Annotated in this window: 24 protein-coding genes, 1 tRNA gene and 1 pseudogene; 14 read left to right on the top strand and 12 right to left on the bottom strand. The window is 59.9% G+C overall.

Annotation, left to right across the window (positions count from 1 at the left end):
* Window positions 1-11: 11 nt before the first annotated feature.
* Entirely contained in the window at window positions 12-3,470 is a 3,459-nt protein-coding gene (locus CKO36_RS05380) for an acyl-[ACP]--phospholipid O-acyltransferase (RefSeq protein WP_200281571.1), read from the bottom strand.
* A gap of 569 nt (window positions 3,471-4,039) precedes the next feature.
* Between CKO36_RS05380 and CKO36_RS05385 the strand changes: the two genes are divergently transcribed.
* A complete protein-coding gene (locus CKO36_RS05385) occupies window positions 4,040-4,483 on the top strand; it encodes a hypothetical protein (RefSeq protein WP_242469402.1) in 444 nt (147 codons plus the stop codon).
* A gap of 498 nt (window positions 4,484-4,981) precedes the next feature.
* On the opposite strand, the gene CKO36_RS05390 is transcribed toward CKO36_RS05385, so the two are convergent.
* Together CKO36_RS05390 and CKO36_RS05395 are read right to left on the bottom strand one after the other, a co-directional pair.
* The gene (locus CKO36_RS05390; protein WP_200281573.1) at window positions 4,982-5,773 is read right to left on the bottom strand and encodes a secretin N-terminal domain-containing protein; all 792 of its coding nucleotides are present in this window, start codon (window positions 5,771-5,773) and stop codon (window positions 4,982-4,984) included.
* A complete protein-coding gene (locus CKO36_RS05395; RefSeq protein WP_200281576.1) occupies window positions 5,770-6,318 on the bottom strand; it encodes an NUDIX hydrolase in 549 nt (182 codons plus the stop codon). Before CKO36_RS05395 ends, CKO36_RS05390 begins: the two co-directional genes overlap by 4 nt.
* 129 nt (window positions 6,319-6,447) lie before the next feature.
* On the opposite strand from CKO36_RS05395, the gene CKO36_RS05400 reads away from it, so the two are divergent.
* Window positions 6,448-7,953: a DUF2867 domain-containing protein gene (locus tag CKO36_RS05400; RefSeq protein WP_420826315.1), complete on the top strand. Its 1,506-nt coding sequence runs from the start codon at window positions 6,448-6,450 to the stop codon at window positions 7,951-7,953.
* A 9-nt stretch (window positions 7,954-7,962) separates the two neighbouring features.
* On the opposite strand, the gene CKO36_RS05405 is transcribed toward CKO36_RS05400, so the two are convergent.
* From CKO36_RS05405 to CKO36_RS05415, 3 genes are all read right to left on the bottom strand, one after another.
* Complete coding sequence (locus CKO36_RS05405) at window positions 7,963-9,177, bottom strand: U32 family peptidase C-terminal domain-containing protein (RefSeq protein ID WP_200281634.1); 1,215 nt, start codon at window positions 9,175-9,177, stop codon at window positions 7,963-7,965.
* 59 nt (window positions 9,178-9,236) lie between these two features.
* On the bottom strand, window positions 9,237-10,394 hold the full coding sequence (locus CKO36_RS05410; protein ID WP_242469403.1) for a ChaN family lipoprotein: 1,158 nt from the start codon (window positions 10,392-10,394) through the stop codon (window positions 9,237-9,239).
* A 266-nt stretch (window positions 10,395-10,660) separates the two neighbouring features.
* Window positions 10,661-11,140, bottom strand: a complete 480-nt coding sequence (locus tag CKO36_RS05415; protein WP_242469404.1) for a 3-phosphoshikimate 1-carboxyvinyltransferase — start codon at window positions 11,138-11,140, stop codon at window positions 10,661-10,663.
* Between the two features lie 168 nt (window positions 11,141-11,308).
* Here CKO36_RS05415 and CKO36_RS05420 point away from each other — a divergent pair.
* Window positions 11,309-12,021: pseudogene (locus tag CKO36_RS05420) on the top strand (IS1 family transposase).
* Window positions 12,022-12,236: 215 nt separating this feature from the next.
* Here CKO36_RS05420 and CKO36_RS05425 read toward each other — a convergent pair.
* Both CKO36_RS05425 and CKO36_RS05430 read right to left on the bottom strand, forming a co-directional pair.
* A complete protein-coding gene (locus tag CKO36_RS05425; protein ID WP_200281578.1) occupies window positions 12,237-12,713 on the bottom strand; it encodes a DUF6444 domain-containing protein in 477 nt (158 codons plus the stop codon).
* 444 nt (window positions 12,714-13,157) lie between these two features.
* Window positions 13,158-13,248: transfer RNA gene (locus tag CKO36_RS05430), tRNA-Ser, on the bottom strand.
* Window positions 13,249-13,416: 168 nt separating this feature from the next.
* On the opposite strand from CKO36_RS05430, the gene CKO36_RS05435 reads away from it, so the two are divergent.
* The gene (locus CKO36_RS05435) at window positions 13,417-14,028 is read left to right on the top strand and encodes a DUF938 domain-containing protein (RefSeq protein ID WP_200281581.1); all 612 of its coding nucleotides are present in this window, start codon (window positions 13,417-13,419) and stop codon (window positions 14,026-14,028) included.
* Window positions 14,029-14,122: 94 nt separating this feature from the next.
* On the opposite strand, the gene CKO36_RS05440 is transcribed toward CKO36_RS05435, so the two are convergent.
* Window positions 14,123-14,758 (bottom strand): 2OG-Fe(II) oxygenase family protein, encoded by a 636-nt coding sequence (locus CKO36_RS05440; protein ID WP_242469405.1) that lies wholly within the window; start codon window positions 14,756-14,758, stop codon window positions 14,123-14,125.
* 131 nt (window positions 14,759-14,889) lie between these two features.
* On the opposite strand from CKO36_RS05440, the gene CKO36_RS05445 reads away from it, so the two are divergent.
* The gene (locus CKO36_RS05445; RefSeq protein WP_200281584.1) at window positions 14,890-15,444 is read left to right on the top strand and encodes a hypothetical protein; all 555 of its coding nucleotides are present in this window, start codon (window positions 14,890-14,892) and stop codon (window positions 15,442-15,444) included.
* A gap of 6 nt (window positions 15,445-15,450) precedes the next feature.
* Here CKO36_RS05445 and CKO36_RS05450 read toward each other — a convergent pair whose 3' ends face one another.
* Window positions 15,451-15,957, bottom strand: coding sequence for a DUF1269 domain-containing protein (locus CKO36_RS05450; protein ID WP_200281587.1), 507 nt, complete (start codon window positions 15,955-15,957; stop codon window positions 15,451-15,453).
* A gap of 12 nt (window positions 15,958-15,969) precedes the next feature.
* On the opposite strand from CKO36_RS05450, the gene CKO36_RS05455 reads away from it, so the two are divergent.
* The 7 genes from CKO36_RS05455 (at window position 15,970) to CKO36_RS05485 (ending at window position 20,965) form a co-directional block, all read left to right on the top strand.
* Window positions 15,970-16,677: an LOG family protein gene (locus CKO36_RS05455; protein ID WP_200281590.1), complete on the top strand. Its 708-nt coding sequence runs from the start codon at window positions 15,970-15,972 to the stop codon at window positions 16,675-16,677.
* 115 nt (window positions 16,678-16,792) lie between these two features.
* Window positions 16,793-16,930 carry a hypothetical protein gene (locus CKO36_RS05460; protein WP_200281593.1) on the top strand — a complete coding sequence of 46 codons (138 nt, stop codon included), beginning with the start codon at window positions 16,793-16,795 and terminating at the stop codon, window positions 16,928-16,930.
* Window positions 16,931-16,973: 43 nt separating this feature from the next.
* Complete coding sequence (gene lptM, locus CKO36_RS05465) at window positions 16,974-17,279, top strand: LPS translocon maturation chaperone LptM (RefSeq protein WP_200281595.1); 306 nt, start codon at window positions 16,974-16,976, stop codon at window positions 17,277-17,279.
* Window positions 17,280-17,291: 12 nt separating this feature from the next.
* Complete coding sequence (gene lysA, locus CKO36_RS05470; protein ID WP_200281596.1) at window positions 17,292-18,578, top strand: diaminopimelate decarboxylase; 1,287 nt, start codon at window positions 17,292-17,294, stop codon at window positions 18,576-18,578.
* A 69-nt stretch (window positions 18,579-18,647) separates the two neighbouring features.
* Complete coding sequence (locus CKO36_RS05475; RefSeq protein ID WP_200281597.1) at window positions 18,648-19,334, top strand: class I SAM-dependent methyltransferase; 687 nt, start codon at window positions 18,648-18,650, stop codon at window positions 19,332-19,334.
* Window positions 19,335-19,358: 24 nt separating this feature from the next.
* Window positions 19,359-20,189: a diaminopimelate epimerase gene (gene dapF / locus CKO36_RS05480; RefSeq protein ID WP_200281598.1), complete on the top strand. Its 831-nt coding sequence runs from the start codon at window positions 19,359-19,361 to the stop codon at window positions 20,187-20,189.
* Window positions 20,186-20,965 (top strand): DUF484 family protein, encoded by a 780-nt coding sequence (locus CKO36_RS05485; RefSeq protein WP_200281599.1) that lies wholly within the window; start codon window positions 20,186-20,188, stop codon window positions 20,963-20,965. The genes dapF and CKO36_RS05485 overlap by 4 nt, the downstream gene beginning before the upstream one ends.
* Before the next feature lie 113 nt (window positions 20,966-21,078).
* On the opposite strand, the gene CKO36_RS05490 is transcribed toward CKO36_RS05485, so the two are convergent.
* Window positions 21,079-21,786, bottom strand: a complete 708-nt coding sequence (locus tag CKO36_RS05490) for a YiaD family glycine zipper/OmpA-like lipoprotein (protein ID WP_200281600.1) — start codon at window positions 21,784-21,786, stop codon at window positions 21,079-21,081.
* Window positions 21,787-21,943: 157 nt separating this feature from the next.
* Between CKO36_RS05490 and CKO36_RS05495 the strand changes: the two genes are divergently transcribed.
* Both CKO36_RS05495 and CKO36_RS05500 read left to right on the top strand, forming a co-directional pair.
* Window positions 21,944-22,738: a DUF1295 domain-containing protein gene (locus CKO36_RS05495; RefSeq protein WP_200281602.1), complete on the top strand. Its 795-nt coding sequence runs from the start codon at window positions 21,944-21,946 to the stop codon at window positions 22,736-22,738.
* 5 nt (window positions 22,739-22,743) lie between these two features.
* Complete coding sequence (locus tag CKO36_RS05500) at window positions 22,744-23,355, top strand: lipocalin family protein (RefSeq protein ID WP_200281646.1); 612 nt, start codon at window positions 22,744-22,746, stop codon at window positions 23,353-23,355.
* 946 nt (window positions 23,356-24,301) lie between these two features.
* Here CKO36_RS05500 and CKO36_RS05505 read toward each other — a convergent pair.
* A complete protein-coding gene (locus CKO36_RS05505) occupies window positions 24,302-24,610 on the bottom strand; it encodes a hypothetical protein (RefSeq protein WP_200281605.1) in 309 nt (102 codons plus the stop codon).
* Between the last annotated feature and the right edge of the window lie 141 nt (window positions 24,611-24,751).

The raw sequence follows: 24,751 nt of genomic DNA on the forward strand, positions 1-24,751 counted from the left end.
GGCCTCGCCCTTTACTCCGCCACTGCCAACGCCCTGACCGCGCCAAAATCGGTCTTGCCACTGCCGAGCTTGGGGATGGCCGCGACCCGGCGAATCTCCGCCGGAATGCTGAGCGGATTGACTCCGGCCGCCAGGAGGGCGGAACGTAGGTGCTCGGTGTCGATGTCATCGGCGACCAGCAACACAATGCGCTCGCCCTTGCGCGCATCGGGCAGATTCACCGCCGCCAGTTCCAGCTCGGGCCGTTCGAGTACGCGCCGCACCTGATCTTCCACCGCGCTCAGGCTGATCATCTCGCCGCCGAGCTTCGCAAAGCGCGAGTAGCGATCGACAATGGTCAAAAAGCCATCGACATCAAGATGGCCCTTATCGCCAGTTTTGTACCAGCGCACGCCATCAAGCTCGACCACAGCAGCGGCGGTTTTTTCCGGGTCACCCAGATAGCCTTTCATCACCTGCACCCCACCGATCAGAATCAGCCCATCCTCATCCGGCGCCAGCGGCTGCAAACTGTCCGGATCCACCACCCGGAAACTGGTACCGGGCAGTGGCAGGCCGACGGTGCCGGGTCGCGAGCCGGACTGAAGCTTCCAGCTCATTGGGTCGAGCGCATCCGGCACATTCACACTGGCCACTGGCGTGGTCTCGGTGGCGCCATAGCCTTCATAGATCGGCTTGTGGAATTTTAGCTCGAAAGCCTCGCGCACATCCGGACTCAGGCGTTCAGCACCGGCGACCACTACCCGCAGCGATTGCAGCATCAGCGGATGAATCCGTCGGTTGCGGGTGTAGAGCCGCAGGAAGGTCGAGGTGCTGCACAACACGGTGACGCGATAGCGCGCGATGGCCTTGGCGCCGCCGACCGCATCGGTCGGATCCGGATGACAGACCATGGGGATCCCTTCCAGCAAGGGCATGAAGGTGGTCGCCGTCAGCCCGAACGCATGAAACAGCGGCAGATTCGACAGCACGATGTCCTCGCGCTCGGTGTTCAGCACATCGGCAATCTGGCGCACATTGGCCAGGATGTTGCGATGCGTTAGCTCCACGCCCTTGGGTCGTCCCTCGCTACCGCTGGAGAACAGAACCGCAGCGGTGTCATCGGCCTGGCCAACCCGACCGAACAGCGCCAGCAGCGCCGACGCCGGCAGCAGGCTGCTCAGCAGCAGCATCCACAGCGCTTGCGGCTTGCTGATCGCCGCACGCAGCTCTTCCATGGCATGCAAACGCACCTCCGGCAAGGTGGCGCGCAGGTCGATACCACGCTGTTCGAGCTTGCGCAGAAACCGCTCCGAGGTGAGCAGATCGCGCACCCCGGCCTGTTCAACACCGGCACGCAGCGCCTCCTGGCTGGCCGTGTAATTGAGATTCACCACTGTTTTGCCGGCCACTAAGGCGGCCAGATTGGCGATAGCCCCGGCACTGGTCGCCGGCAGTACAATGCCAATGGCCGATGTCTGGCCCATGCCCATGCCCATGCGCTTGATGCGCCCAGCAAACAGCAGCACCGCTGTGATCAAACGCCGATTCGACAGGCGCGTGCCACTGGAGTCCATCACCGCTGTTGCCCCCGGATCGCGGCGGGCTGCATGCAGCCAAGCCACCGGGAGTGGCGGCAGGGTAGCAACATAACGGCGCCAGGAAGTGACCGACAGCTCGAACACCGCCTGCTTGACCTGCTCGGCTGTGGCGGTCAGCGGCAGCGGGGTGCCAAAGGCGACCACGATCTCGCGTAGCCGCCCTTCACGGCGATCGGTCTTGAGTTTGGCGCTGGCATAGGAAAAGCGGCTGCCCCACAGGCCGCGCTGATAAAAGGGCACAATGACGCCCGGCCCGGCCGCCTGGGCCGCGCGCTCGAAGCCGCGCTTAAACTCATTGAGCTGGCCGGTCTTGCTCAGGGTTCCCTCGGGAAACAGACACACCACCTCGCCCGCATCCAGACGCTCGGTCACGGCAGCAATCGCCTGGCGACTGCCCGCGCGCGAAATGGGCACCACTCCAAAGAAATCCAAAAACCAACGCAAATACCAGCGTTCATAGATGTCGCGCTCCATCACAAAGCGCACCGGTCGCGGACTGGCCATCTGCACCATGGCCCAGTCGATCCAGCTGACATGATTGCCCAACAGTAGCACCCCGCCCTGAGCCGGCAGATGGGTCAGGCCCATCACGTTCAGCCGGTAGCGGGTCGCCATAACCCGCGCAATCACAAAGCGCACCAGGGATTGGGGCAGCTGATACAGGGTGTAGATGGCCCCGACCGTGGCCACCAAGGCCAAAAACACCAGCAGCGTCAGACTGCCGAGCTGAAGATAGGCCGCCACGACCGTAAGGCCGAGAAAGCCCAGCATCAGCAGGTTCTGGATGAAATTATTCGCCGCCAGCACCCGTCCCAGTCCCGACTCGCCGGCATTGAACTGGATCAGCGCATTCAGCGGCACCAGAAACAGGCCGCCGAGAAAGCCCAGCGCGAAAAAGTTCAGCGCAAACGCCCAGGCAGCAGTCAGCCCCGGCAGCACAAAGAGCGACAACGCAATGCCAATGGCGCCGACCGGAATCAGCGCCGTCTCGATATGCTGGCGCGACACTCGACCGGCCAGATAGGAGCCCAGAATAATGCCCAGCCCCGAGCAGGCCAGCAGTCCCTGGATGACGACCGTGTTGGTCTCAGCCAATGTCTCCTTGGCAAAGGCGGGAAAGACCGCCAGCACCACCTGGGAAATCGACCAGAACACCGCCAAGCCGACAATGGACAGCCAGATGACCTGATTATTCCAGGCGGCCGCCAAATTCTGGCGCAGATAGCGCCCGCTGACATAGGCCCCCCAGTCGAAACGCAGCGCGCTTCCGCTGCTCGTCTGCGGCAGCCGATAGGCCATGAACAATTCCGCCAGCGCACAGCCCACCAGCACCCAGCCCAGCGGCGCGATCAGCCGCATCAGCGCATCCGGATTGGCATAGGTTTGCCCAGCCAGGCGCCCCTCAAACAGCATCGAAAAGACAAAAATGCCAGCCAAAATAGCCGTAGTGGTGGTGGCCTGCACCCAGCCATTGGCCGCCGCCAATGCTTCCTTGCCGACCAGTTCCTTGATATAGCCATATTTGGCCGGCGAGTAGAACGCACTCTGCATCGCCAGCAGAAAGGTCATCGCAAAGGCGGCGGTAAACCAGCCCAGCGCGTAAAACGCCGTGATTGCCAGGGTGCAGCCGACCGCGACCCACGCACTTACCCGCATGACCCGCCGCTTGGAAAAGCGATCAGCGAGAAACCCTGAGGGCGTAAACAGCAGCACAAAGGGCAGCAAAATCAGCCCATTGACAATGGCTGTCAGCAGAATCTGCACATCGCCATCATAGGTCTTAAACAGGGTGTTCTGAATGATGATCTTATGCCCGAGATCAACAAAGGCATTCAGAAAGATCATCAATACATAAGCAAGAAAACCCGTAATGCGGAATAGCTGACCCATGGCGAGACTCCCAGGCTGGCGCGGAGAAGGAGAAACAGGTGCGGATTGAGCCCTTGCGGCTGCGAGACATCATGACAGCTTGGCTGCGAGGGCGAAACCTGAACGCATGGTCTCTGCGCCCGGAGATGCACCCAAAGATGCACCCAGCAATGCACCAAATGAGTGAGATACTGGCAATCACCCAGTCCGCGCCGACAGCCGCAAACACCAAGTTATCAACGACCCGCCCTGTCGAGCCAAACGGATCCGAACGTGCAGCCCGTACAATCCCTTCAGATCATCAGCCATATAAAAAACAACAACTTAAGCACTTGTAACACTTCTGACCAAAACACCAGTCAGCGAGCCTGAACAAAGGGTTAGACCTTCTGCACCCATTTTGCTCACAGACTTATCCACAGCAACAGTGGATATCCCCAGGCTCGCCCCCATCTGCACAACGCAAACCGCTCCCGACAACAGGTTCTCGTGCGAGCCGGGCGCCAACTTCGGTATAGTCTTCATGCAGCTCCGGCTGCGCCATTCATCTTCCATCCACCTCCAGCGATCACCCAGGAGCGCGATTCGCAATGCCGCAGACTCCGCGATCATTTCCCCGGCTGCCCCGTCGGCTGCAACTACCAGCAACAGTCCTGCTTTGCGCGGTGTTGCAGGCCCCTGCCACACTCGCCGAGCCATTCGACACCGCCACCCAGGCCATGCTGGTCAACGCCGTCGAAGCCGCCTTTGAACTCGATCTGTTCAACAACCGCTGCCGCAGCGATGTCTCAGGCCGGCGCAGCGAAAATCTCAACAAAGAACTGGTCAGCCGCTATCGCATAACCGTCCTTGATGTACAGGATGATTATTTTCCCGAAGGCTATTATCGCGACGCTCAGTCGCGCATGGAGGCGGACTTTCTCGATCAACTGCGCAACATCGGTGGCTGTGAAGGCGCCAAACAGGCCAAACTGCGCGACACGTTAAGAGCGCGTTACGAAACAGCCATGGAAGCAGTTGCACGCCAGCACTGAACCCATCGACCATCAAAGACAGCCGCGTTTTTCAGCGCCAATTCCCCTTGAGCGTCAACAGAAGCACACGATAAGATCGGCTTTCGGCTACGCAACGGTGCATCACCGACTCTAGAACCCTTGGGGTCACAGGGTTTCCATATTCAAAAAGTCATCAAAAGCACTTAAAGCGCGCATTTGTAGGCATTTTCCCTACAAAATCTTGCCTGCTTGCGCCAAGTTGCTTGATACATAGGGTCGGTGCTTGGTGTCATTGCTTCCCAGAGCGGGAATAAATCAAAATCGAAAGGCAATCGCAAAGGAAAAAAGACGCCGCCGCCAATAAACGGGCATAGATTTTCAAAGGATTTTCAAAGTTCGACAAGGAAGTCAGCTTAATCGGTTAATACCTTGAAAATTTCCACTTCCTGTTTTTATGAGTCTTCTTCCTGGCGCTGCAACTGGTCCTGTTCCAACGATCATCCGGGCTTGCATACAATTCACACGCCAGTTTCTGGATCAGTCCAGCGCACGCACCCGCAACTGCAAACGCCGCTCGCTGGCATCCTCGGTTGACCAGTGCCTCACTCCCGCTTCCTCCAACCGCTGCTCACCGCCCACCTCCAGCCAGGTGCCAATCCAGCCGCGCACGACAGTCTGTGCCGAGGCACCACGCATGTTGCCATTGGGCAGAGGGCGCTCATTTTGCTGATACAGCTCCACAGTGACTTCCTCGCCATGGATACGCGGTACCGCATAGAAACCAGTCTCACTTGACTGATAACCGTGCTCAACCACCGCGCCGCGCCCTGGCCACGGGCCGGCAAGATTCGCCACCGGACGCCATTGCCCCGTGCGAATCAGCGCCGGATGCCCGTCAAGCGTTTGCACCCGCTGCACCAAATCATCATCCCGTCGGGTACGATACTCGCGACTTGACGTGCCAAAATGCCGGCCGGAGCCATGGCCAATGGAGCGATCCGCCAGGCGCACCTCGATCATCAGACGCCGGGGCGGGCGATCGAGACGCTCCAGCGCCTCGCTCACAGTCGCAATCTCCTCCGGCGTGCCATGCACAATAAGTTGATCACGATGGGCCACAACGCTGCCCCCTCCCACCATCGGCCGCACCACATCGACCAAATCCTCTGCCGGCTGGGAATAGACCGGCAGATAAACAAAGTCACGCGCATCCTCTGCACCGGCGGGTCCGGCAACCAGCAAGAGCCACAGACAGCATCCCAGCAAACCGGCGGTTGTGGTTACGGCTCCGGACCAGCCTCCAAACAACACTCGACGACTCATGCTCATTTGGCTGCACCGGTAGCGGCGAGGATATGCGCGGCGCGCAACAGACCAATCAGCGTCTTGGCATCGCTGATCTCCCCGGAATAACAGCGCGCCAATGCCGTTTCCAACGCCATCCAATGCACTTCGATCAGCTCACCATGCTCGTGCGCCTGCGCGCGGTCGCTGAGCTGGCGTCCCAAAAACAGATGAATGACTTCCGTCAGCACCCCGGGTGAGCTGTGCAAAAATCCGAGCGGGGTCCAGTGTGCAGCCGCCACTCCAGCCTCCTCAATCAGCTCGCGCTCGGCGGTGCTCTGTGGTGTTTCCCCAGGATCGAGCTTGCCGGCGGGCAATTCCCACAGCCAACCCCCGGCGGCATGGCGATATTGCCGCAACAGGCAGACACGGCCCTGCGCATCAAAGGCTACCACGGCCGCCCCACCTGGATGCTTGACCACATCCAGTTCCACCAGCGCCTGATTGGGCAAGCGCACGCGTTCCTGAAACACATCGACCACTCGCCCCCGATAGCGCGGAATGGATTCCATCGGTTGTTCCTCTGTCATCAGGTGTCTCCTGTTGGTCAACAATGGCCATGCGCCAGGATAAACCCTAACACAGCTCAGGCCGGGACTATCCAGGCGCCGCAACTCATGGCAAGGTAAGGGGCGTGCCCTCTCGCCGGAGACAAAACCATGACCGCGCCCCATCCTTCACAGTCACCCGCCCAAGCAACTGCACCGGACGGAACCTCTCCAATGGATCCCGGCCTGTGTCTGGTGTTTGGCGCCAGCGGCTATATTGGCAGCCATCTGGTGCCAAAACTGCTCGCCGAAGGTATCCGCGTACGCGCCACCTCGCGCAACCAGGCCAGCCTGGAAGCACACGGCTGGTCAGCCGCCGAGCTGGCCAGTGCCGATGCGCTGCAACCTGACACCCTGCTTCCAGCCCTGCAAGGCGTGCGTGTGGCCTATTATCTGGTGCACTCCATGGGCGCCGGCAAAGCCTTCGGGCAGCTGGATCTGGAAGCGGCCGGACACTTTGCCGCCGCAGCCGCCAAAGCCGGCGTGGAGCGAATCATTTACCTGGGTGGTCTGGTGCCAGAAGACGCCAGCAGCGAGCACATTGTCTCGCGACGCGACACCGGCGATGCCTTGCGACGCGGCTCGGTGCCAGTGACCGAACTACGCGCCGGCATTATCGTTGGCCCCGGCTCAGCCGCCTTCGAGGTGATGCGCGATCTGGTCTATCACCTGCCGGTGATGATCACCCCGCGCTGGGTGCGGGCCAAGTCACCACCGATTGCACTGGATAACCTGCTGACCTATCTGGTCGAACTGGCGCGCCAGCCCGACACCGGCGGCCAGATCTTCGACGCCGCCGGCGCCGAAACCCTGACCTATCAGCAGATGATGGGGATCTTGGCAGAGGCCGGTGGGCGCCGCCCGCCGCTGATCATCCCGGTGCCAGTGCTCTCGCCTAAGTTATCCTCTTACTGGCTGCGACTGATCACCTCGGTGCCGACCAATATCGCGCGCGCCCTGATCGAAGGGCTGAAGCACGACTTTACCGCCGATGACGCCGCATTGCGCCGTCTGATCCCGCAGCGCCTGCTCGGATTTCGCGAAGCGGTCACCACTGCCTTTGCCGCCGAGCGCGAACACCGTATCACCACCCGTTGGGTTGAAGGAGCCTTTGCCGTGCGCAACCATCGCATCGACTATGCCTACTATGCCAAACGCGCTGGCGGCAGTGCCGAAACCAGTGCCCCACCCGCCGCCGTCTGGGAGATTGTCACCGCTATTGGCGGTGCAACCGGCTATTACTACCTCAATCCCCTGTGGCAACTGCGCGAACGGCTCGACTGGCTCGCCGGCGGCCCCGGCCATCGCGGTGGCCGCCGCCACCCCACCGAGTTGCGCGTTGGTGATCGTATCGATTCCTGGAAGGTGCTCGGCATGGAACCGGAGCGCCGACTCAGCCTGGCCTTTGGTATGAAAGCCCCCGGCGCCGGCCTGTTGGAATTCGACCTTGAACCGCTTGCCAATGGCGGCACCCGGCTGAGCCTCACCGCCTATTGGCATCCCGCCGGTGTCTGGGGCCTGCTGTACTGGTACGGCTTTGAGCCGGCTCACAAGGTCATCTTCGCTGGCACCGCCCGTGAGATCTGCGCCCGCGCCGAACAGGCTCAGAAGCCCTAAGCGAGCGACTCAGAGCTGGCGTGTCAGCAGCGCAAAGGGACTGAGCGCCGGGCTGTCCTGGCACTGGGGCACTCCCAAGCGCACCCTCCAGCCGGAGCCGGGCGCAACGTCCAGCGGTTGGCCATGCCGATCGCTCAGGTGTTCGCAGATAAACGCCTGATTGCCGGTAGGCGTCAGCAGTTCCAGCCGATCCCCGCGCGCAAAGCGATTTTTCACCTCCACTTCAACCACGGAAGCCGCCGCATCGACGCCCACCACGTCGCCCACAAAGATCGCCTGACGATTGCGCGACACGCCATCCTGGTAGTTTTGCAGGTCCTCCGGAGCATGGCGCTGGTAGAAACCCGAGGTATAACCGCGATTCGCCAGTCCTTGCAATTCATCAAGCCAGCGCGGCTCAAAGGGCTGACCAGCCACCGCATGATCAATCGCCTGGCGATACACCTGGGTAGCGCGTGCACTATAGTAGTGGGACTTGGTACGTCCTTCAATTTTCAGGCAATCAATGCCCATGGCCACTAGTTCCGCCACATGCTCAACAGCGCGCAAATCCTTGGCATTGAGAATGTAGGTGCCCTGTTCGTCTTCAAAGATTGGCAGCCACTCCCCGGGGCGCTGCGCCTCTTCAAGCACCACCGAGCCCAATCGGTATTCCCAGCGACAGGCATTAGTGCAACTGCCCTGATTGGCATCGCGGTGATTGAAATAGCCCGACAGCAGGCAGCGCCCGGAGTAGGCAATGCACAGCGCGCCATGCACAAAGACTTCCAGCTCAATGTCCGGGCATTGCTCACGAATCGCGGCAATTTCCGCCAGCGCCAGCTCGCGCGACAGAATCACCCGCGTCAGTCCCTGGCGCTGCCAGAAGCGCACCGCAGCGGCATTGGTGGTATTGGCCTGCACCGACAAATGAATCGGCAGCGCTGGCCAGTGTGTGCGCACCAGATCAATCAGCCCGGGATCGGACATGATGAGCGCATCCGGCGCATCTTCAGGCTGTTGCGGGCTGACAATGGGGCGCAGATCATCAAGAAAGGTACGCAGCTTGGCCCCATGCGGCATGAGATTAACCGCGAGATAGAAGGAACGGCCGAGCGCGTGGGCCGCGCGAATGCCCTCGATCAGATTGGCGCCGGTAAAATCATTGTTACGCACCCGCAAGCTGTAGCGCGGCACCCCGGCATAGACCGCATCGGCCCCATAAGCGAGCGCATAGTCCAGCATGCGCCGGGTGCCAGCCGGTGCCAGCAACTCAGGTCCGGCACGTCCCCGATCAGTCGCGCTCAATGCAGCTCCACCTCAAAGTTTAGCCGCTGCGGCGCACCGATTAACCCAGGGCGCAACACTTGCACTGGCAGGCGTTCTCCCGGGGTGGCATCCAGCATGGCAATACGAACATCGGTATAGTCGGCAATCGGCCACTGGCCAATGCGTACCAGGCGATCATCGCGCTTCAGACCGGCGTCCCGGGCGCCACTCTCGGTGGCGAAATCCTGAATGCGCACGCCTGACAGCGGATCCTTTGGTTCGGAATCGGACTCGGTATCCAACATCACACCCAGCAGGCCGGCTGGTGGCAGAGTCGTCGGTGGCGGAAACAGCAGATAATCAGCCCGATCCGGCGCGAAGGCCTGGGAGCTTCCATTCAGAATGGTCACGCTCTGACGCTTGGTGCGCTGTTCAACCGGCTGCGGAATCCCCTGTCCGTATTCAATATGGCCATTTCCAGCCAGCACCACCAGCTGACTGCGCGGATGCGCGGCCAGTGCCTCCACCGCCCGTTGCGCCATGCCATGATCCCACACCCGCTGCACCGCCAGAAAATGCTCGAAATCGCTGTTCGGTCCGCGCGGATGTTGCTCAAAGACCGCCTGAATGCGCGCCCGATAGGCCGGATCGGGATCAGCGTCATCAAGTGTGGCCGGCAGGGAGGCGCGTTCCTCGGCTGATAAGCCCGCGAGGCCCTGATCTCCGACCTTGCGCGTCAGCTCGCTGGGCACATTTAATGCAATCAATGGCAGCCCCTGTGCGCGCGCAAAGCGCAAAATTGGCCGATAGAGTCGGTAGTCAAAGCGCCAGCGTTCAAAATATTCCGTCTGCCGCAGCATCTCCTGCTCGCTGATGGTACCGGCGACATAGGCATCGAGCACCGACTGGAACGGCTGTTGAAAGCACTCCAAACCAATCAGCAGCGGGCGGCCCCGCGCATGCAGGCGTTTGATGATGGCCAGCTGATTGAGGTGATCGGCATAATTATCGTGCGTCTCGCCGATAAAGATCACCTCCTGCGCGGACAGGTGTTCAACCAGATCATTAAGCCCCACCAGGCGACTCACATCCAGCACCTGGGTCTCCGCCGGTGCGCTCAGCGTCAGTGCGGTTTCCTCGGCATCGGCAGTGAGGCCGGGCAGCGACCAACACAGCAGCATGGCGCCCAGCATGACTCGGAGCCTTAACATTACATTGGCAGGAGCCAGACCAGCAGAGAGCATGGCCCCGGAGCAAGATAAGCGACGCAACAAGCTGATCCTCCACACGGGTGGCGGCCGAACGGAGGCTCCATGGCAAAAACCGGAGTAACCGGTTGGAGCTGACCGGGGCCAGGTTGATGAGCATTCAGTGGTGATAGCAGCAACATCAGGTTGCAACCCGGCAAGAACAACCCCTGTTACAGCAAAAGACCGCAATCGGTCACCAGCGCCGTCTGTCACCAGAAGGGTTCCTTGAACCAATCCCAAATCCCCAGTGAGAGCATTGGGATCAGATCAACCCCAGCGGCGGATTTCAGCAGATAGAGCGCCAGCAACCCTATGAGCAGGCTAACCCCCAAAAACCCAATCAGAAAGAGCATCTGGAACAGCAAACCGATGCGTTGCTCGCCGCGCGTCAATTGCCGCCGGTTACGTCCGAGCAGAAAAACGACATAATAGCGATAGCGCCACAGCTTGAAGGTGCCACGCCAGTCAAGTGCATGACGCTGCCAAGTACGCGCCATCAGCGCCGCCTTCAGAAACTCAAGCTGTTGCGGTGAAAAACTGTCCTGCGCCTCCGGTGGCATACGCGCCAGCAACGGCTGCAAAATCCGATCCTGGCGCCAATCGGTGCGACGATCATCGGTTTCGGCTTGCGCATCGGCATCAGGGCTGGGATTCAGGATAAAAGGTTTTGTCGAGTCGTTGTTCTGCATTTCCTTTGTGGACTGCAAGTCCATAGTATGAAGTGCGGACTAAAGAAACAAAAGGAATCGCTTCGCGATACCAAATTTCGATTGAGGAAAGCGGTGGTGCCCTGATCGATAGGACGCCTTGGTTTTGTTACAATCATGTCAACTTGAAATAGAAAATCAGTTTGCCCCATGCACTGCCCCGATTGTCATTCCACAAAGCTTGTCAAAAACGGTTTCAATGCCCTGAAAAAACAACTGTATCGCTGCAAAGAATGTGGCAGACAGTTTGTACTCAATCCGGCTAAAGGCCCCATTTCTGATGACAAGAAACGCTTGATTGACCGCCTGCTTCTCGAACGCATTTCGTTAGCGGGAATTGCCCGTGTCGTTGGCGTGTCAGAATCCTGGTTGCAAACCTATGTCAATGAGAAGTATGCGCAGACACCTCGCGAAGCCCAGGTAAAAAAAGACCCGAGGACGGCTCAAGATCGAGTGTGACGAACTGTAGTCTTTTGTAGGAAAAAGGTTGATAAACAATGGGTTTGGTTGGTGATCGATCGCGATACTCGGGAAATTGTGGGCGTCTACATCGGTGATCGTAGCGAACAGTCAGCACGAGCGCTTTGGAACTCTTTACCCGCCGTCTATCGCCAATGTGCCGTGAGTTTTATGCAGATTTTTGGTCGGCCTATGCGGCCGTCTTTCCAGCCAAGCGTCATCAAGCGGTTGGCAAGGACAGCGGTCAAAAGAATCCTATTGAACGCTTCAATTGCACGCTTCGTCAGCGAGTCTCGAGGTTAGTCAGAAAAGCCTTGTCATTTTCGAAAAAACTTGATAATCACATTGGCGCAATCTGGTATTTTATTCACCATTACAATGCTTCGCTGCCAGTAAATCAATAATGCTTAAACCCACTGAAATCCTATAGACTGAGGCACTATCACAGATCCGCCATCAATTCGACCAGCCGATCCTCGGGAACAAACTGATAATGCAGCAAATACACCACCAAGGCCATGAGGCGGGGGCCGTACTGCACCGGCGCTGTCACGTCCGGCGGGAACTCGGCTCGGGTCGAAGCGCCACACTGATCACATTGACAGTTGTGGGCGCGATGCTAGGTCACCTCCAAGGGCTGGGGCGGCGGGAGATCGAAGACCTGCCGCGTTTGGTAGCCGGCGCTGGTCTCTGCGGATAAGGGCAGAGCGCAGGTGTGGCAAGCACAATGCTCAACGACCACCGTCGGATCGGGCACTTGGCGCAGGGTCTCACCCGGGTGCCCCGGCTGTCCGCCCGGCTTGCGTTTTGAGGGTTCGCGCAAGCCCATTGTGCGCTTGCGAATGGGTTTCTTCAGCCCATCGCTCGACGGGAGGTTGCCGCTGTTGAGCCCTAACCGGCGTTCCAGTTCGTCGATGCGGGCACGCAATTGGGCGATGGTCTCGTGGGCATCCGTCAGCGCCGCTTGCGAGGCGCTCAAGGCTTCCCGGAGCGACGCGTTTTCGGCTTGCAAGCGAGCGATCAACTCGACCTCCGTTGTCGGGTAGGCAGAAGCTTCCGTGAGGGAGTCAGAGGCTGTCGCTTGAATCGCTTGCATGATGGATAGAGTGTGACCCCCACTACCCGGCCAATGTCAAGTCATTTTTTCGAAAAAGGTACCTGGGCAGTTACTCCAGACGAGCGTTCAATCCCGAGGCCGGGGCAAGCGTGCGGCTTGCCACCGCACTCAGCCATCAACCAACGAAGGCTGTCACCATGGCATCGGCCACAACCGGCATGGCGCAGACGGTCAAATATACAACAAGTTCGTGTTTCGATGGTGGAGTTCCGGGCAGACCAGCACATTAACCAGCCAGCGGATCAAAGACACGCTCGGGCTGTTTGACGTGCGAGTGCTGGATCACAATTGGTGATCGGAGGTGGGGAGGCTTACGGCTTCGCCGAGCATGGGCTGATCTGATTGCCGGGAGGCAAGAACGCAAAACCCGGCCTTGTGCCGGGTTTTTTGTGAATTGATAATTAAGGATTATTTATCAAATAATGGCGGAGAGAGAGGGATTCGAACCCTCGATGGGCTATTAACCCATACACACTTTCCAGGCGTGCTCCTTAAACCACTCGGACACCTCTCCGGATAGGGCGAAATCTTCATGCTTGCCGACGGGCGTCGGTGTGACCGCTGAAGCTTTCGAGCCGCTAAGGATAAGGGATTTGATCGGATCGCGCAATCGCTGGCGTCCTTGTCTTGCCTGGGGTCTGACCAAATACAGTGATCGGGCAATCCATTTCGGGAGAAAAACATGCAGTCGCATAAACCCTTCGCCGCTGCCAGCGAAGAAAACAAGGATCCGATTCTGACGGTGCTGCGGCCACGACTGGCCGAGGCGCGGCGGGTGATCGAGATCGGCAGTGGGACCGGACAGCATGCAGTCTATTTTGCCGCCCAGATGCCACATCTGCGGTGGCAGTGCTCGGATCGGGCTGAGCATCTACCGGGGATCCGGCAGTGGATTGCTGAGGCCGGTCTGCCGAATCTGCCTGATCCACTGGAGCTGGATGTGAGCGCGGAGGAGGCCTGGCCGGCTGGTCCTTTTGATGCCGCCTTTAGTGCCAATACCGCGCATATTATGTCGTTGCCGGAGGTGGAGGCGATGTTCCTAGGGCTTGGACGCCTGTTGACCCCGGGCGCCTGCTTTGCGCTCTACGGACCCTTCTCGCGCAATGGGCGTCACAACAGCCCAAGCAATGCCGCCTTCGATCAGCAATTGCGCTGGCGGGATCCGGCCAGCGGGGTGCGCGATCTCCGCGAGCTGGAGGCTTTTGCAGCCGCCGCCGGGCTGACGCTGGAGGAGGACTGCACCATGCCAGTGAATAATCGCACCCTGATCTGGCGGCGGCAGCCGACCCCCTGAGGCCAGGCATAAGCCCAATCACCAAGCCGGCGACTCAAGTTCAGGCGAACCAGGCACATCAGGCGAACCAAGTGAACCCGGCACACCAGTCCCTTCAGGCAAACACCACCCAAGTGGTGGCGATGTATTTCACGCCGGCTTCCAGCTTGGCGGCGCGGTGCTCGTGGGTCCAGAACGGGGGAAAGAGCACCAGTTTGCCCTGCTCCGGGCGCACGCTAATATCCTGATACAGAAACTGCGTCTCCCCACCGGGGCCCGGCACATCGTTCAGATACCAGAGCGCCACCAGCTGCCGCTGGCTGAATTCATGACTGCCGCCGTCAATGTGCCAATGATAAAACTCCCCGGCTTGATAACGCTGGATCTGATAGCCCATGTCCTTGAACGGACCTTTGAAGTAGGGGAAGGTCTCGCGAAACTCGCGCAGTGCGGCAGCCAGAGAGGCGAAAAACATCTGATCGGCATCCTTCCAGTCGTCTTTGTTGCTGACCACCAGATCGGTGGTGTGCTTGATGGCGCGATCACGTTCCTGAATTTGCCCGATGCGCCCTTCGTACTGTTGCCTCGGGTTGGCCTCGAAACGCGCGATCATTTCCTCGCAGAACGCCGGTGGCAGCGCCTGGCGGCGCTCAAACACAAAACTGCCCGGCTTGGCCTCGCGCACACTCGTCAGCGGGGGCAGACCGCGCTCGGCGGTGAGGGCATTCATCAACGGAGACATTTTCGACATCTTCAACCTGACTCCTGGTAACCACATCGGCGCTTGTCCCGCGCCGGGTCAGCCAAATATAGGGGGACGAGAACCCATCCTAATCGATCCTCGCGCGCGACGCGGCGATCCCTGCACTGACGGAGTCCGGCGTGGCATTACGCATTAAAAGTCATTGGTGGAACGAGGAACATGAACGGTCACTGGCCGAAATCGGCTCGGCGCTGGCCTTCATCGCCTGGCGCATTGCCGTGGATAAGGCGATCAACCTGCATTGCGAGCGCTTCATTTATCGCGATGACGAACAACGTCTGCAAGTCATTCAAGAATATCTGGCGTTCCTGATCCAAATCGCGGATCGGCTCTCCTTTGGGCGCTTTGACACCGAGGACCGCCGCACGCTGATCACTCATTTTGCCAAAAAATGTATCGAGCATCTGCAAGACAATAGCGCCGACCTGCTCGGCCCCGGCAACTATGGTCAAGCCTTTGTTGAGCGTCTGAATACCCGCTCCGGTGAATATGCCGATTTTGAACTGGGCGATGATGGCCCCAGCTATGCGTTTCTGCGCCACCTCGGCTTCGAGATCCAGTCGCTGATGGGCCAGCAGGAGGAAAACCGCTGGGTGATTGATCAGGTGATGGATCGCGACGGCTGGGACGCCTACAAGCGCTTTATCAAAGCCTTTGAAGATTTGTTTGAGTGAGTGAGCTTAAGCGTCGGGCGCAGCGACGCCTTCGATCACCTGGCGCCACTCGGCTTCCTGATCCTTGCTGAGCGAGGTGTGCAGAATCTGGCCTTGGCCCTGAAACACGTGCAGCCCCGCCAGCACCTTATCGGTCGTCGCCTTGCGCACCAGCACCACCAGGCCCGCGCCTCCGGGTGCAACACGGCTCGCCAGTGTTTTCATCCAGTCATCATCCAGGCCAATATCGGACAGCGTCCCGAATAAGGCGCCCGCTCCGGCCCCCAGTGCGGCGCCGAGCAGCGGATTCAGCCACAGCATGCCGATCAGCAGGCCCCAAGCCGCTCCGCCCAAGGCACCCATGGCCGTCAGGTTGATCGTCTGGTGCAGTTTCACCTGGCCCGCCGCATTCTTGGTGACCACCACTACATCTTCCATCTCAAGCAGGTAGTCCTGCTGCATCGTGATCAAGGCCCGGCGCAGCGCAAAAGCCAGCGCCGGCTCAGGAAACGCCATCACAATCAGATCGCTCATCGACAACCTCTAATGAAATCATCCCATCATAACACCCGACATTCTGCACCCGGCGCCGAACGCGAGCTGCTGCGCGGCGCCGATGACCTGCTGGCCGATTTTGACCGTGCGGTCACCGTCTTCGACGAATTTGTTCACGGCTATCGGGCGCTCTTTGACCTTGGTCCCACGGTCACCGTCTTTGGATCAGCACGCTTTAGCGAATCACATCGCTTCTATCAGCTCGCACGTGCGTTGGGCGCGGCGCTGGCCGATGCCGGCTTCACAGTCATGACCGGCGGCGGCCCTGGTATCATGGAGGCAGCGAACCGGGGGGCGCGCGAAGCGGGCGGCTTCAGCGTCGGCTGCAACATCGCGCTACCACATGAGCAGGCCGCCAACCCCTACATCGACCGCCTGCTGACCTTCGATTATTTCTTTGTGCGCAAAGTCATGCTGATGAAATACTCTTCGGGCTTTGTGTTCATGCCCGGCGGTTTCGGCACCATGGACGAGGTCTTCGAGACCCTGACGCTGATGCAAACCGGCAAAATCCGCCACTTCCCCTGCGTCGCCCTCGGTCGCGAGTACTGGACTCCGCTGCGTGATTTCATTCTCGGCGCCATGCAGCGCGAAGGCACCGTGCACCCGGAAGAATTCGACGTGTCCCTGCTCGACTCCGTGGAGGAAACTGTGGCACATATCCAGGACACCCTCGCCGCATCCCAGGCCACTTCCTAAGGCTGTGCCACCACCCCTAACAAAAGCGGATCGATTCCCAGGCCGGCAATGGTAGAATCCACGCTCACCGGCCTAACACCGGCGTCTTAACCCCTGACTACTGGAGAAGATACTCATGGCGACTCTGATTATGATTCTGTTCTGGATTGCCGTTGGCATGATCATTGGCTGGAATGTGGCCCAGCCGGATTGGGCTAAGCAAGCTCAGGATCAGGTCATGGGATTTATCAACAAGCTGGCTGGCAAGCATTAATCGCCCAGCCCGACCACGGCCTCAACCGCTACTGATGACTCGTATGACGCTCGCTCCTTACGCCTCCTGGCCGCTGCTCCGTTTCCCTTGGCGACGGGCGGGCATGGGCGCCGGTCCGGCTGCCGTCCTCATCACCACCTTGCTGGCGGCCTGCGGTCAGACCGGAGATCTCTATTTGCCACCACCTGAACAACCTGAGCCACCGGGCAGCACCGCCGCACCAGATCCGGCGACGCCACCCGAGCCGGTCGCTCCCGTGTCTTCGGGCGCCGGCCTGCAAGATATTGACGCCATCACTGCGCCAGAGACCAGCGAGGATATTCCGGCGCTGGACCCACTGGGGAACTGAAACACCCACACCATGGATTATTTTACCCGCCAAGCCGGCCAGCTCAAGGTCGAAGCCGTGCCGCTGCAACAAATTGCCGAGCGCTATGGCACGCCCTGCTATGTCTATTCCCGTGCCACCCTGGAGCGCCACTGGCGCGCCTTCGATCAGGCCTTCGGCGACCGGGCACATTTAATTTGTTTCGCGGTCAAGGCCAACTCCAATCTGGCAGTGCTCGATGTGCTGGCCCGGCTCGGTTCGGGGTTCGACATCGTCTCGGTGGGCGAACTTGAGCGCGTGCTGGCCGCTGGCGGTGATCCGGGCAAAATTCTGTTCTCGGGCGTGGGCAAGCAGGCCAGCGAAATTACCCGGGCGCTGGAAGTCGGCATTCGCTGCTTTAATATTGAGTCCAGTGCCGAGCTGGAGCGCATTGATCGCATCGCCCGCGCCCAGGGCCGTGTGGCACCGATCTCGGTGCGCGTCAATCCTGATGTGGATGCCGGCACCCATCCCTACATTGCCACCGGCCTGGCCGAGAACAAATTCGGCATCGACATTCATGACGCCCTGGCCGTTTACCAACGGGCCGCTGCCATGCCTGGAGTACGGGTGGTGGGCATTGACTGCCACATCGGCTCCCAGTTGACCGAGCTGGCGCCCTTTGTCGCCGCCCTCGACCGCGTGCTTGCGCTGGCTGACCAACTCCAGACGCTTGGTATCCCCATTGAGCATCTTGACCTCGGTGGCGGCCTGGGCGTTTGTTACACCGATGAGCAACCGCCCTCGCCCGCCGCCTATGTTGACGCTCTGCTGGAGCGACTCGGAGACCGGCCCTATCAGCTGTTGCTCGAACCCGGGCGCGCCATTGCCGCCAATGCCGGGGTGCTGCTCACCCGCGTTGAGCATCTGAAACGTAATGGTGAGCACCAGTTTGCGATTCTGGATGCGGCCATGAACGACTTGATCCGCCCGGCGCTCTATCAGGCCCGGCAGGATATTGTGCCGGTCTGTGAACGCGCCGCGACCGCTGACACGCCGGCACAGAACTATGATTTGGTTGGCCCGGTCTGCGAAACCGGAGACTTTCTCGGCAAAGCGCGCCGTCTGGTATTGGCCGAGGGCGACCTGCTGGCCGTGCGCTCTAGCGGTGCCTATGGCTTTGTAATGAGTTCCAATTACAACAGCCGCCCGCGCGCGCCGGAGATTCTCGTCGCGGGTGATCAACTCCATGTCGCGCGCCCGCGCGAAACCATCGCTGATTTGTTCGCAACCGAAGCCCGTTTGCCTCCTGACTCGGATGCAAGGCCCCAAATGACCTGAATCTAACGCCCGGATAATTCTGAACCTGAAGCCCGGATCATCCAACATCACTGCCGACTCAAACCATCAATGCAGCGCCGCCCCGAACCCGAACTGATGGACACCGCCGAGCAGGCCATCGCCTATGCACGAGCGGATTTTCGCGATTCCAACAACCTGTTTATCCGCCTGCTTGAGCAGCACTGGCCCGATAGCGGCGCCGCCAAACGCAACGGCTGCACCGCGATTGATCTCGGCTGCGGCCCCGCCGACATCGTGCTGCGTTTTCTTCGCGCCTGGCCCCAGGCGCACTGCACCGCCGTTGACGGCTCAGCGGCCATGCTGGCTGAAGCACAACACCTGCTGGATGCCACACCGGAACTCCAGCCCCGCGCCCAACTGGTGCAGGCCACCCTGCCCGACCCCAGTCTCGGCCAGCAGTGCTTTGACCTGATTCTTTCCAACAGTCTGCTGCACCACCTGCACCAGCCCGAGGGGCTGTGGCACAGCGTTCGCCAGCTGGGCCGCCCGGGTGCCTTTGTGCTCATCATGGATCTGCTGCGCCCGCCCGAGCCGAGCTGGGTCGAAGCCTTGGTGAAAACCTATGCCGCTGGCGAACCGGAGGTGTTGTGCAACGACTTTCGCCATTCACTGCGCGCCGCCTTCGAGCCGGCCGAGGTGCAAGCGCAACTGCGCGCCGCCGAGCTGGATGGGGCGCTTGACGTGCACGTGGTCAGTGATCGTCATCTTGCTGTCTGGGGGCAATTGCCGGCCTAAGAACACCGCAATGAGATGAGTGGAATGCCATTAAAATTCACTAAAATGCACGGCTTGGGCAATGATTTTGTAGTCATCGACGCCATTCACCAACAAGTAGCCATGACGGCAGAACTCACGCGCCGCCTCGCTGATCGCCGCCGCGGTGTCGGCTGCGATCAGGTGCTGCTGGTGGAGCCACCCCACACCAGCACCACCGACTTCCACTATCGCATTTTCAACGCCGACGGTTCCGAAGTCAGCCAATGCGGCAATGGCGCCCGCTGCTTTGCCCGCTTCGTCCATGACAAGGGTCTGACCGACAAGCGCCAGCTCTATGTCAGCACCAAAAGCGGCCTGCTGACGCTCCATCTGCTGGATGACGGCCAGGTGCGGGTCGATATGGGCGTGCCACGCTTGGAACCACGCGCCATCCCTTTCCTGACCGAACAGCGTGCCCCCGCCTATCATTATGGCCAGGGGCGCGAGGCGCTGCGCATTGGCGTCGTCTCCATGGGCAACCCTCATGTCGTGGTGCCGGTTGAGGATCTGGCCAACGCACCGGTTGTCAGCCTCGGCCCGGAGATCGAAACCGCCCCGCTGTTTCCGCAACGCACCAATGTTGGTTTCATGCAGGTGTTCAGCGCCGAGCACATCGGGCTGCGCGTGTGGGAACGCGGTGCGGGCGAAACCCAAGCCTGCGGCAGCGGCGCCTGTGCGGCCATGGTGATCGGACGTCTGTGGGGCGAACTGGCCGAAGAGGTGCGCGTCACCCTGCCTGGCGGCGATCTGGTGATCAACTGGCCTGGCAACCAGGACACTGTCACTATGACCGGCCCGGCGTGCCCGGTCTTCGACGGAGAGATCACATCATGACCCCTGACACCGCAGCCACAGCGTCCGTGACCGAGGATAGCGTTATCCGCTACCTAGCAACCCATCCAGACCTGTTGCGGCGCCACCCGGCACTGCTGGCAACACTCGATCTTGCCCATGGTCACAGGGGCTCCATCTCGCTGGTGGAGCGTCAGCTAGCGGTGTTGCGTCAGCAACTGGCGCGTGAGCACAAGCGCATTCTCTGCTTCATTGAGCGCGCCCACGAATACGAAGCCCTCTCCACCCACCTGCACGAACTCACTACCAAGCTGATTCTGGCGCGCAGCTTCAAGCATGTGCGCGATATTCTCGAAGTGGAACTCAAAATTGAGTTCGAGGCCCGAGCCGTCACCCTGCTGCAATTTGCCTTACCCGAAACCGATACCGATACCGATACCGATACCGATACCGATACCGAGGCCGCCGACACCGGGAGCGATCACGATAACGCTGACCATCCCAACGCCGCCAGCACCATCAACCCGCACATTGCTGACACCGCCCCCGACACCTTTGCCAACTTCATCAACATTGAACGCTGCCAGTGTGGCCCGCTGAGCGAGGAACAATTTACCGAGCTGTTCGGGATTCGCGCCGGACAATTGCGCTCTGCCGCTCTGGTGCCGATCAAAGGCCCCAAAATTCGCGCCCTACTGGCCATTGCCAGCTGCGACCCCGACCGCTTTACCGCCGACATGGGCACGGACATCCTCGAACGCCTGGCTGATATCATCAGCGCCAAGCTGATTGAGCTGGCCTTTCTGCACCATGACTGAGCGCAAGGCATCAGCAGCACCACCCAAATCTACACGCACCTCGACTTCCAGCACCTCGCCCGCGTCTACGACCAGGCGCATCCGCGAGCCAAGCGCAAGAAGTAGCTGCGGCGCTAGCTGCGCGTCACCAGGGGAATGATGGCAATCTCGACGCGGCGGTTCAGACGTCGCCCGGCTTCAGAGGCATTGGACGCCACCGGATTGCTCTCGCCATATCCATAGGCACTGACCCGCTGCGGCAGGACGCCATCATTGAGCAGACGCCCCTGCACCGCCGCCGCACGACGCTCGGAGAGCTTCATGTTGTAGTCGGCGCTGCCGGTGTTATCAGTAAAACCAGCGACGGCGAGCTGAGTCTTGCCATAGCGATTGACGATGGCAGCAATCTTGTCCAGGGTGCTGTAAAAGCCCGGCTTGATGCGTGCCGAATCCAGATCGAAGGTAGTTGCACTGGTCATGCCGACAATCAGCCGATGGTCGGGGAGCTTGCGCACGCGAATGTCGCCGCGACTGATTTCATCGGCCAGCGCGCGCTCAAAGTCCATCCGCTGCTGCTCCATGTAATCACCGACGGCGGCGCCAACCAGAGCCCCCCCCACCAAGCCAATCAGGGCGCCGCGTCCAGCATTGGCACTCAGCGAACCCAGCGCAGCGCCGCTGGCAGCCCCGGCCAAGGCCCCGACTCCGGCACCGCGTGCGGCACCGCTGGGCGGCTGCGGATTGCCGTAGGGATCGGTCGTGGCGCAACCAGACAGGGTGGCGGTGAGCATTACCGCCAGCGTCGCGGCGATCAGGGGCTTGGCGGTCAGGATCTTAGTCATCAGTTTGATTCTCCAGTTAAGTAAGGATAGCCGCGCAATTCTGCCACGCCTGACTTCAGTCACGCGAGATTTCAATCGCCTGGACCGTCCAGGGTTGCATCCGCCGGCATTGGATATCATCTGAGGTCCAAGCGTGGTGCAACTGGAGCAAGATCGGATGTTTAACCTCAGCATTTATGCAACCGGACTGTTGGTCGGCCTCCTGCTGGCACTGCTCGGCTGGCTGGTGAGCATCAAAAAACAGGATGTCAGCATTGTTGATTCCATGTGGTCTTTGTTTTTCCTGTTGATGACCCTGGTCTATATCGCCATGGCACAAACCCTGGGTGAGCGCGCCACCCTGATGCTCTTCCTGGTGGCCGTGTGGGCCGTGCGACTGTCACTCTTTATCAGCCTGCGCAACTGGGGTGAGCCCGAAGACCGTCGCTATCAGGCCATCCGCGCCGACAATGAACCGAATTTTTGGTTCAAGAGCCTGTATATCGTCTTCGGCCTGCAAGCCTTTCTGGCCTGGGTAATCTCTCTGCCACTGCTGGGCGCCACGCTGAGCACGCCGCCGCTGGGTTGGCTCGATCTGGCCGGCAGCGCGCTCTGGCTGCTGGGCTTTGGCTTCGAAGCCATTGGCGATCAGCAGTTGGCCAGCTTCAAGGCCGATCACCGCCAGGCCGGACAGGTGATGGATCGCGGCCTGTGGCGCTATACCCGTCATCCCAACTACTTCGGCGAGGCCTGTGTGTGGTGGGGATTCTGGCTGATCGCCCTGGCCGGAGGCGCCTGGTGGAGCCTGATCGCCCCGATTCTGGTCACCTTTCTGCTGCTGCGGGTTTCAGGTGTGCGATTGCTGGAGTCTGATATTGCCGAGCGCCGCCCCGCCTATGCCGACTACATTCGCCGCACCAATGCGTTCTTTCCCGGCCCGCCGAAAACCCAACGCTCGGAGTCATCATCGTGACCCTCATGCACCCTGTTCGCTCTAATCACAGTCCCCATCCATTGAACCGGCGCGGGGCGCGACGGCTCGCTATCCTGACCGCCGTTGTCCTCGCCGCCCTGACCCTCTCTGCCTGTGTCGAAACCGGAGGACAACCTATGGACACTGTTAAACAGGTCGATCTTGACCGCTTTATGGGCGACTGGTATGTGATCGCCAATATTCCAACCTTTGTCGAAAAAGGCGCCTATAACGCGGTGGAGTCCTATCAGCTCAACCCGGATGGCAGCATTGCGACCACCTTCACCTTCAATAAGGATGCTTTCGACGGCCCGCAAAAGGTCTATCATCCGACCGGTTTCGTGCTCGACACCGACAGCAATGCACGCTGGGGCATGCAATTTATCTGGCCGATCAAGGCCGACTATCGCATCGTCTATCTGGATGAAGACTATCAACTCACCGTCATTGCCCGCGCCAAACGCGATTATGTGTGGGTTATGGCACGCAGCCCCGAATTCAGCGATGCCAAGCTGCAAGAAATGCGCGATTTCATTGCCAGCATCGGCTACGACGCGGATAAACTGCAACGAGTCCCACAGCAGTCTGATCGCGCATCAAGCGCGGCTGATGAATAGGCCGGGTGAGCGCATGATCGAGGGCGGCAGCTGGTAGCGTGGTAGGTAGGTCTCCGAGTTTGTAGCCCACGCTTTTTCCTTTCTACACATCCGGCGTAGGGAAGCCGGTTACCCGGCTCCCCCGCCACAGACCCGGACGTGCAGTTTTCCCGCATCCGGTTCCTCGGTCGTACTCGCTTCCGCGCGGACCATCACAGTTACCCGTCTCATGGCCCAATGGCTATTCTCCCCAGTGAGGTTGGCTCATGTTGTTCCAGCCCTACAGTGTCCGGCATGAGTTTCCTTTAGGGACTGCGTACTTCCGTGGGGTCCTTCGCCTTGTGGCCGGCTTTCCCGACCTCCGACGACTATGCCCCATAAGACACCCCTTAACATTGGCTCTCGCAAGCCTACCTGACCGCTCCTTGTACCTCGATTCCAACCCGAGCCCACACCGTGTCGAGGGTTCATCACCCCTTTCGTGGCCCAACTCTGTCGGTTTCCTCTCGTCACTTCGTATCAGGAGCCTTCGGGGCTTCCTGGGTTCCTCGACGTATCTCTTCCTGCATGCCACGGCCTGATGACTCCGCCGGTCCTCCACATCCTCGCCTTGCAACGGATGCTTCTGTGTTGCCTTCGGTGCACGTTAAAACCCTCGGCGACCCGGAAATGAGCTTGTCGAAGCTGTACCAGCACTTCAGGGAGCGCGCTCTCCCCTACGGCCTACAGGATGCTCTGTCTACGCTTGCCTCACACATTTGTTCACCGTTACCGGCTCCGCAGTGAGACCAAGACTCGATACGGGTGGATGGCTACCCCTTACCCGACTGGGACTTTCACCCTGCAAGATACGCCGGGCTTCGCCCAGCGCGATAACGTCGCAAATCACCGGCAGCAAAAAGCAAAGCGAGGTACGAGCGGCGCTTTTTGCTGTCCGAGTGCATTTGCCTTGTTAGCGCTATTGTGTTCATTTTTCTGGAAACGCCAAGTCGCAACTTGCGAACAAATCGGTTCCGTAGGGTTTTACCGCAGCGCTCTTCGCAAACATGGACTCTAGGCTCGACTCAGCGAAATGCGCAAGGCTCACCAAACGCGAGTGGGCAAAAGAGAGGTCTGCGGTATGGTTGGCTGCCTTTAGCAAGATGTTCGCCACAGAGTCGTAGATGTGCAAGCTCTCTTTGGGGATGTTCAGCTGATAGTTAATCGATGCCTGTAAGAAGCCGGGTCTGATGAACGCCGATTTCATTACAGGCGGGTCGAGGCTGTACACCGTCACCCAACTGAGTTCTCCATCACGGTAGGACGGCCAGTTACCCGGCCGCCCCCGTACAGATCCCGGCGTGCGGAACTACCGCACCGGGCTCCTCGAAGTGATTCGCTTCACACGCGGCAACATTGCATAATACTCAGAAGCTGT

The sequence above is a fragment of the Rhabdochromatium marinum genome (assembly GCF_016583795.1).
In the GTDB taxonomy this organism is placed as follows: domain Bacteria; phylum Pseudomonadota; class Gammaproteobacteria; order Chromatiales; family Chromatiaceae; genus Rhabdochromatium; species Rhabdochromatium marinum.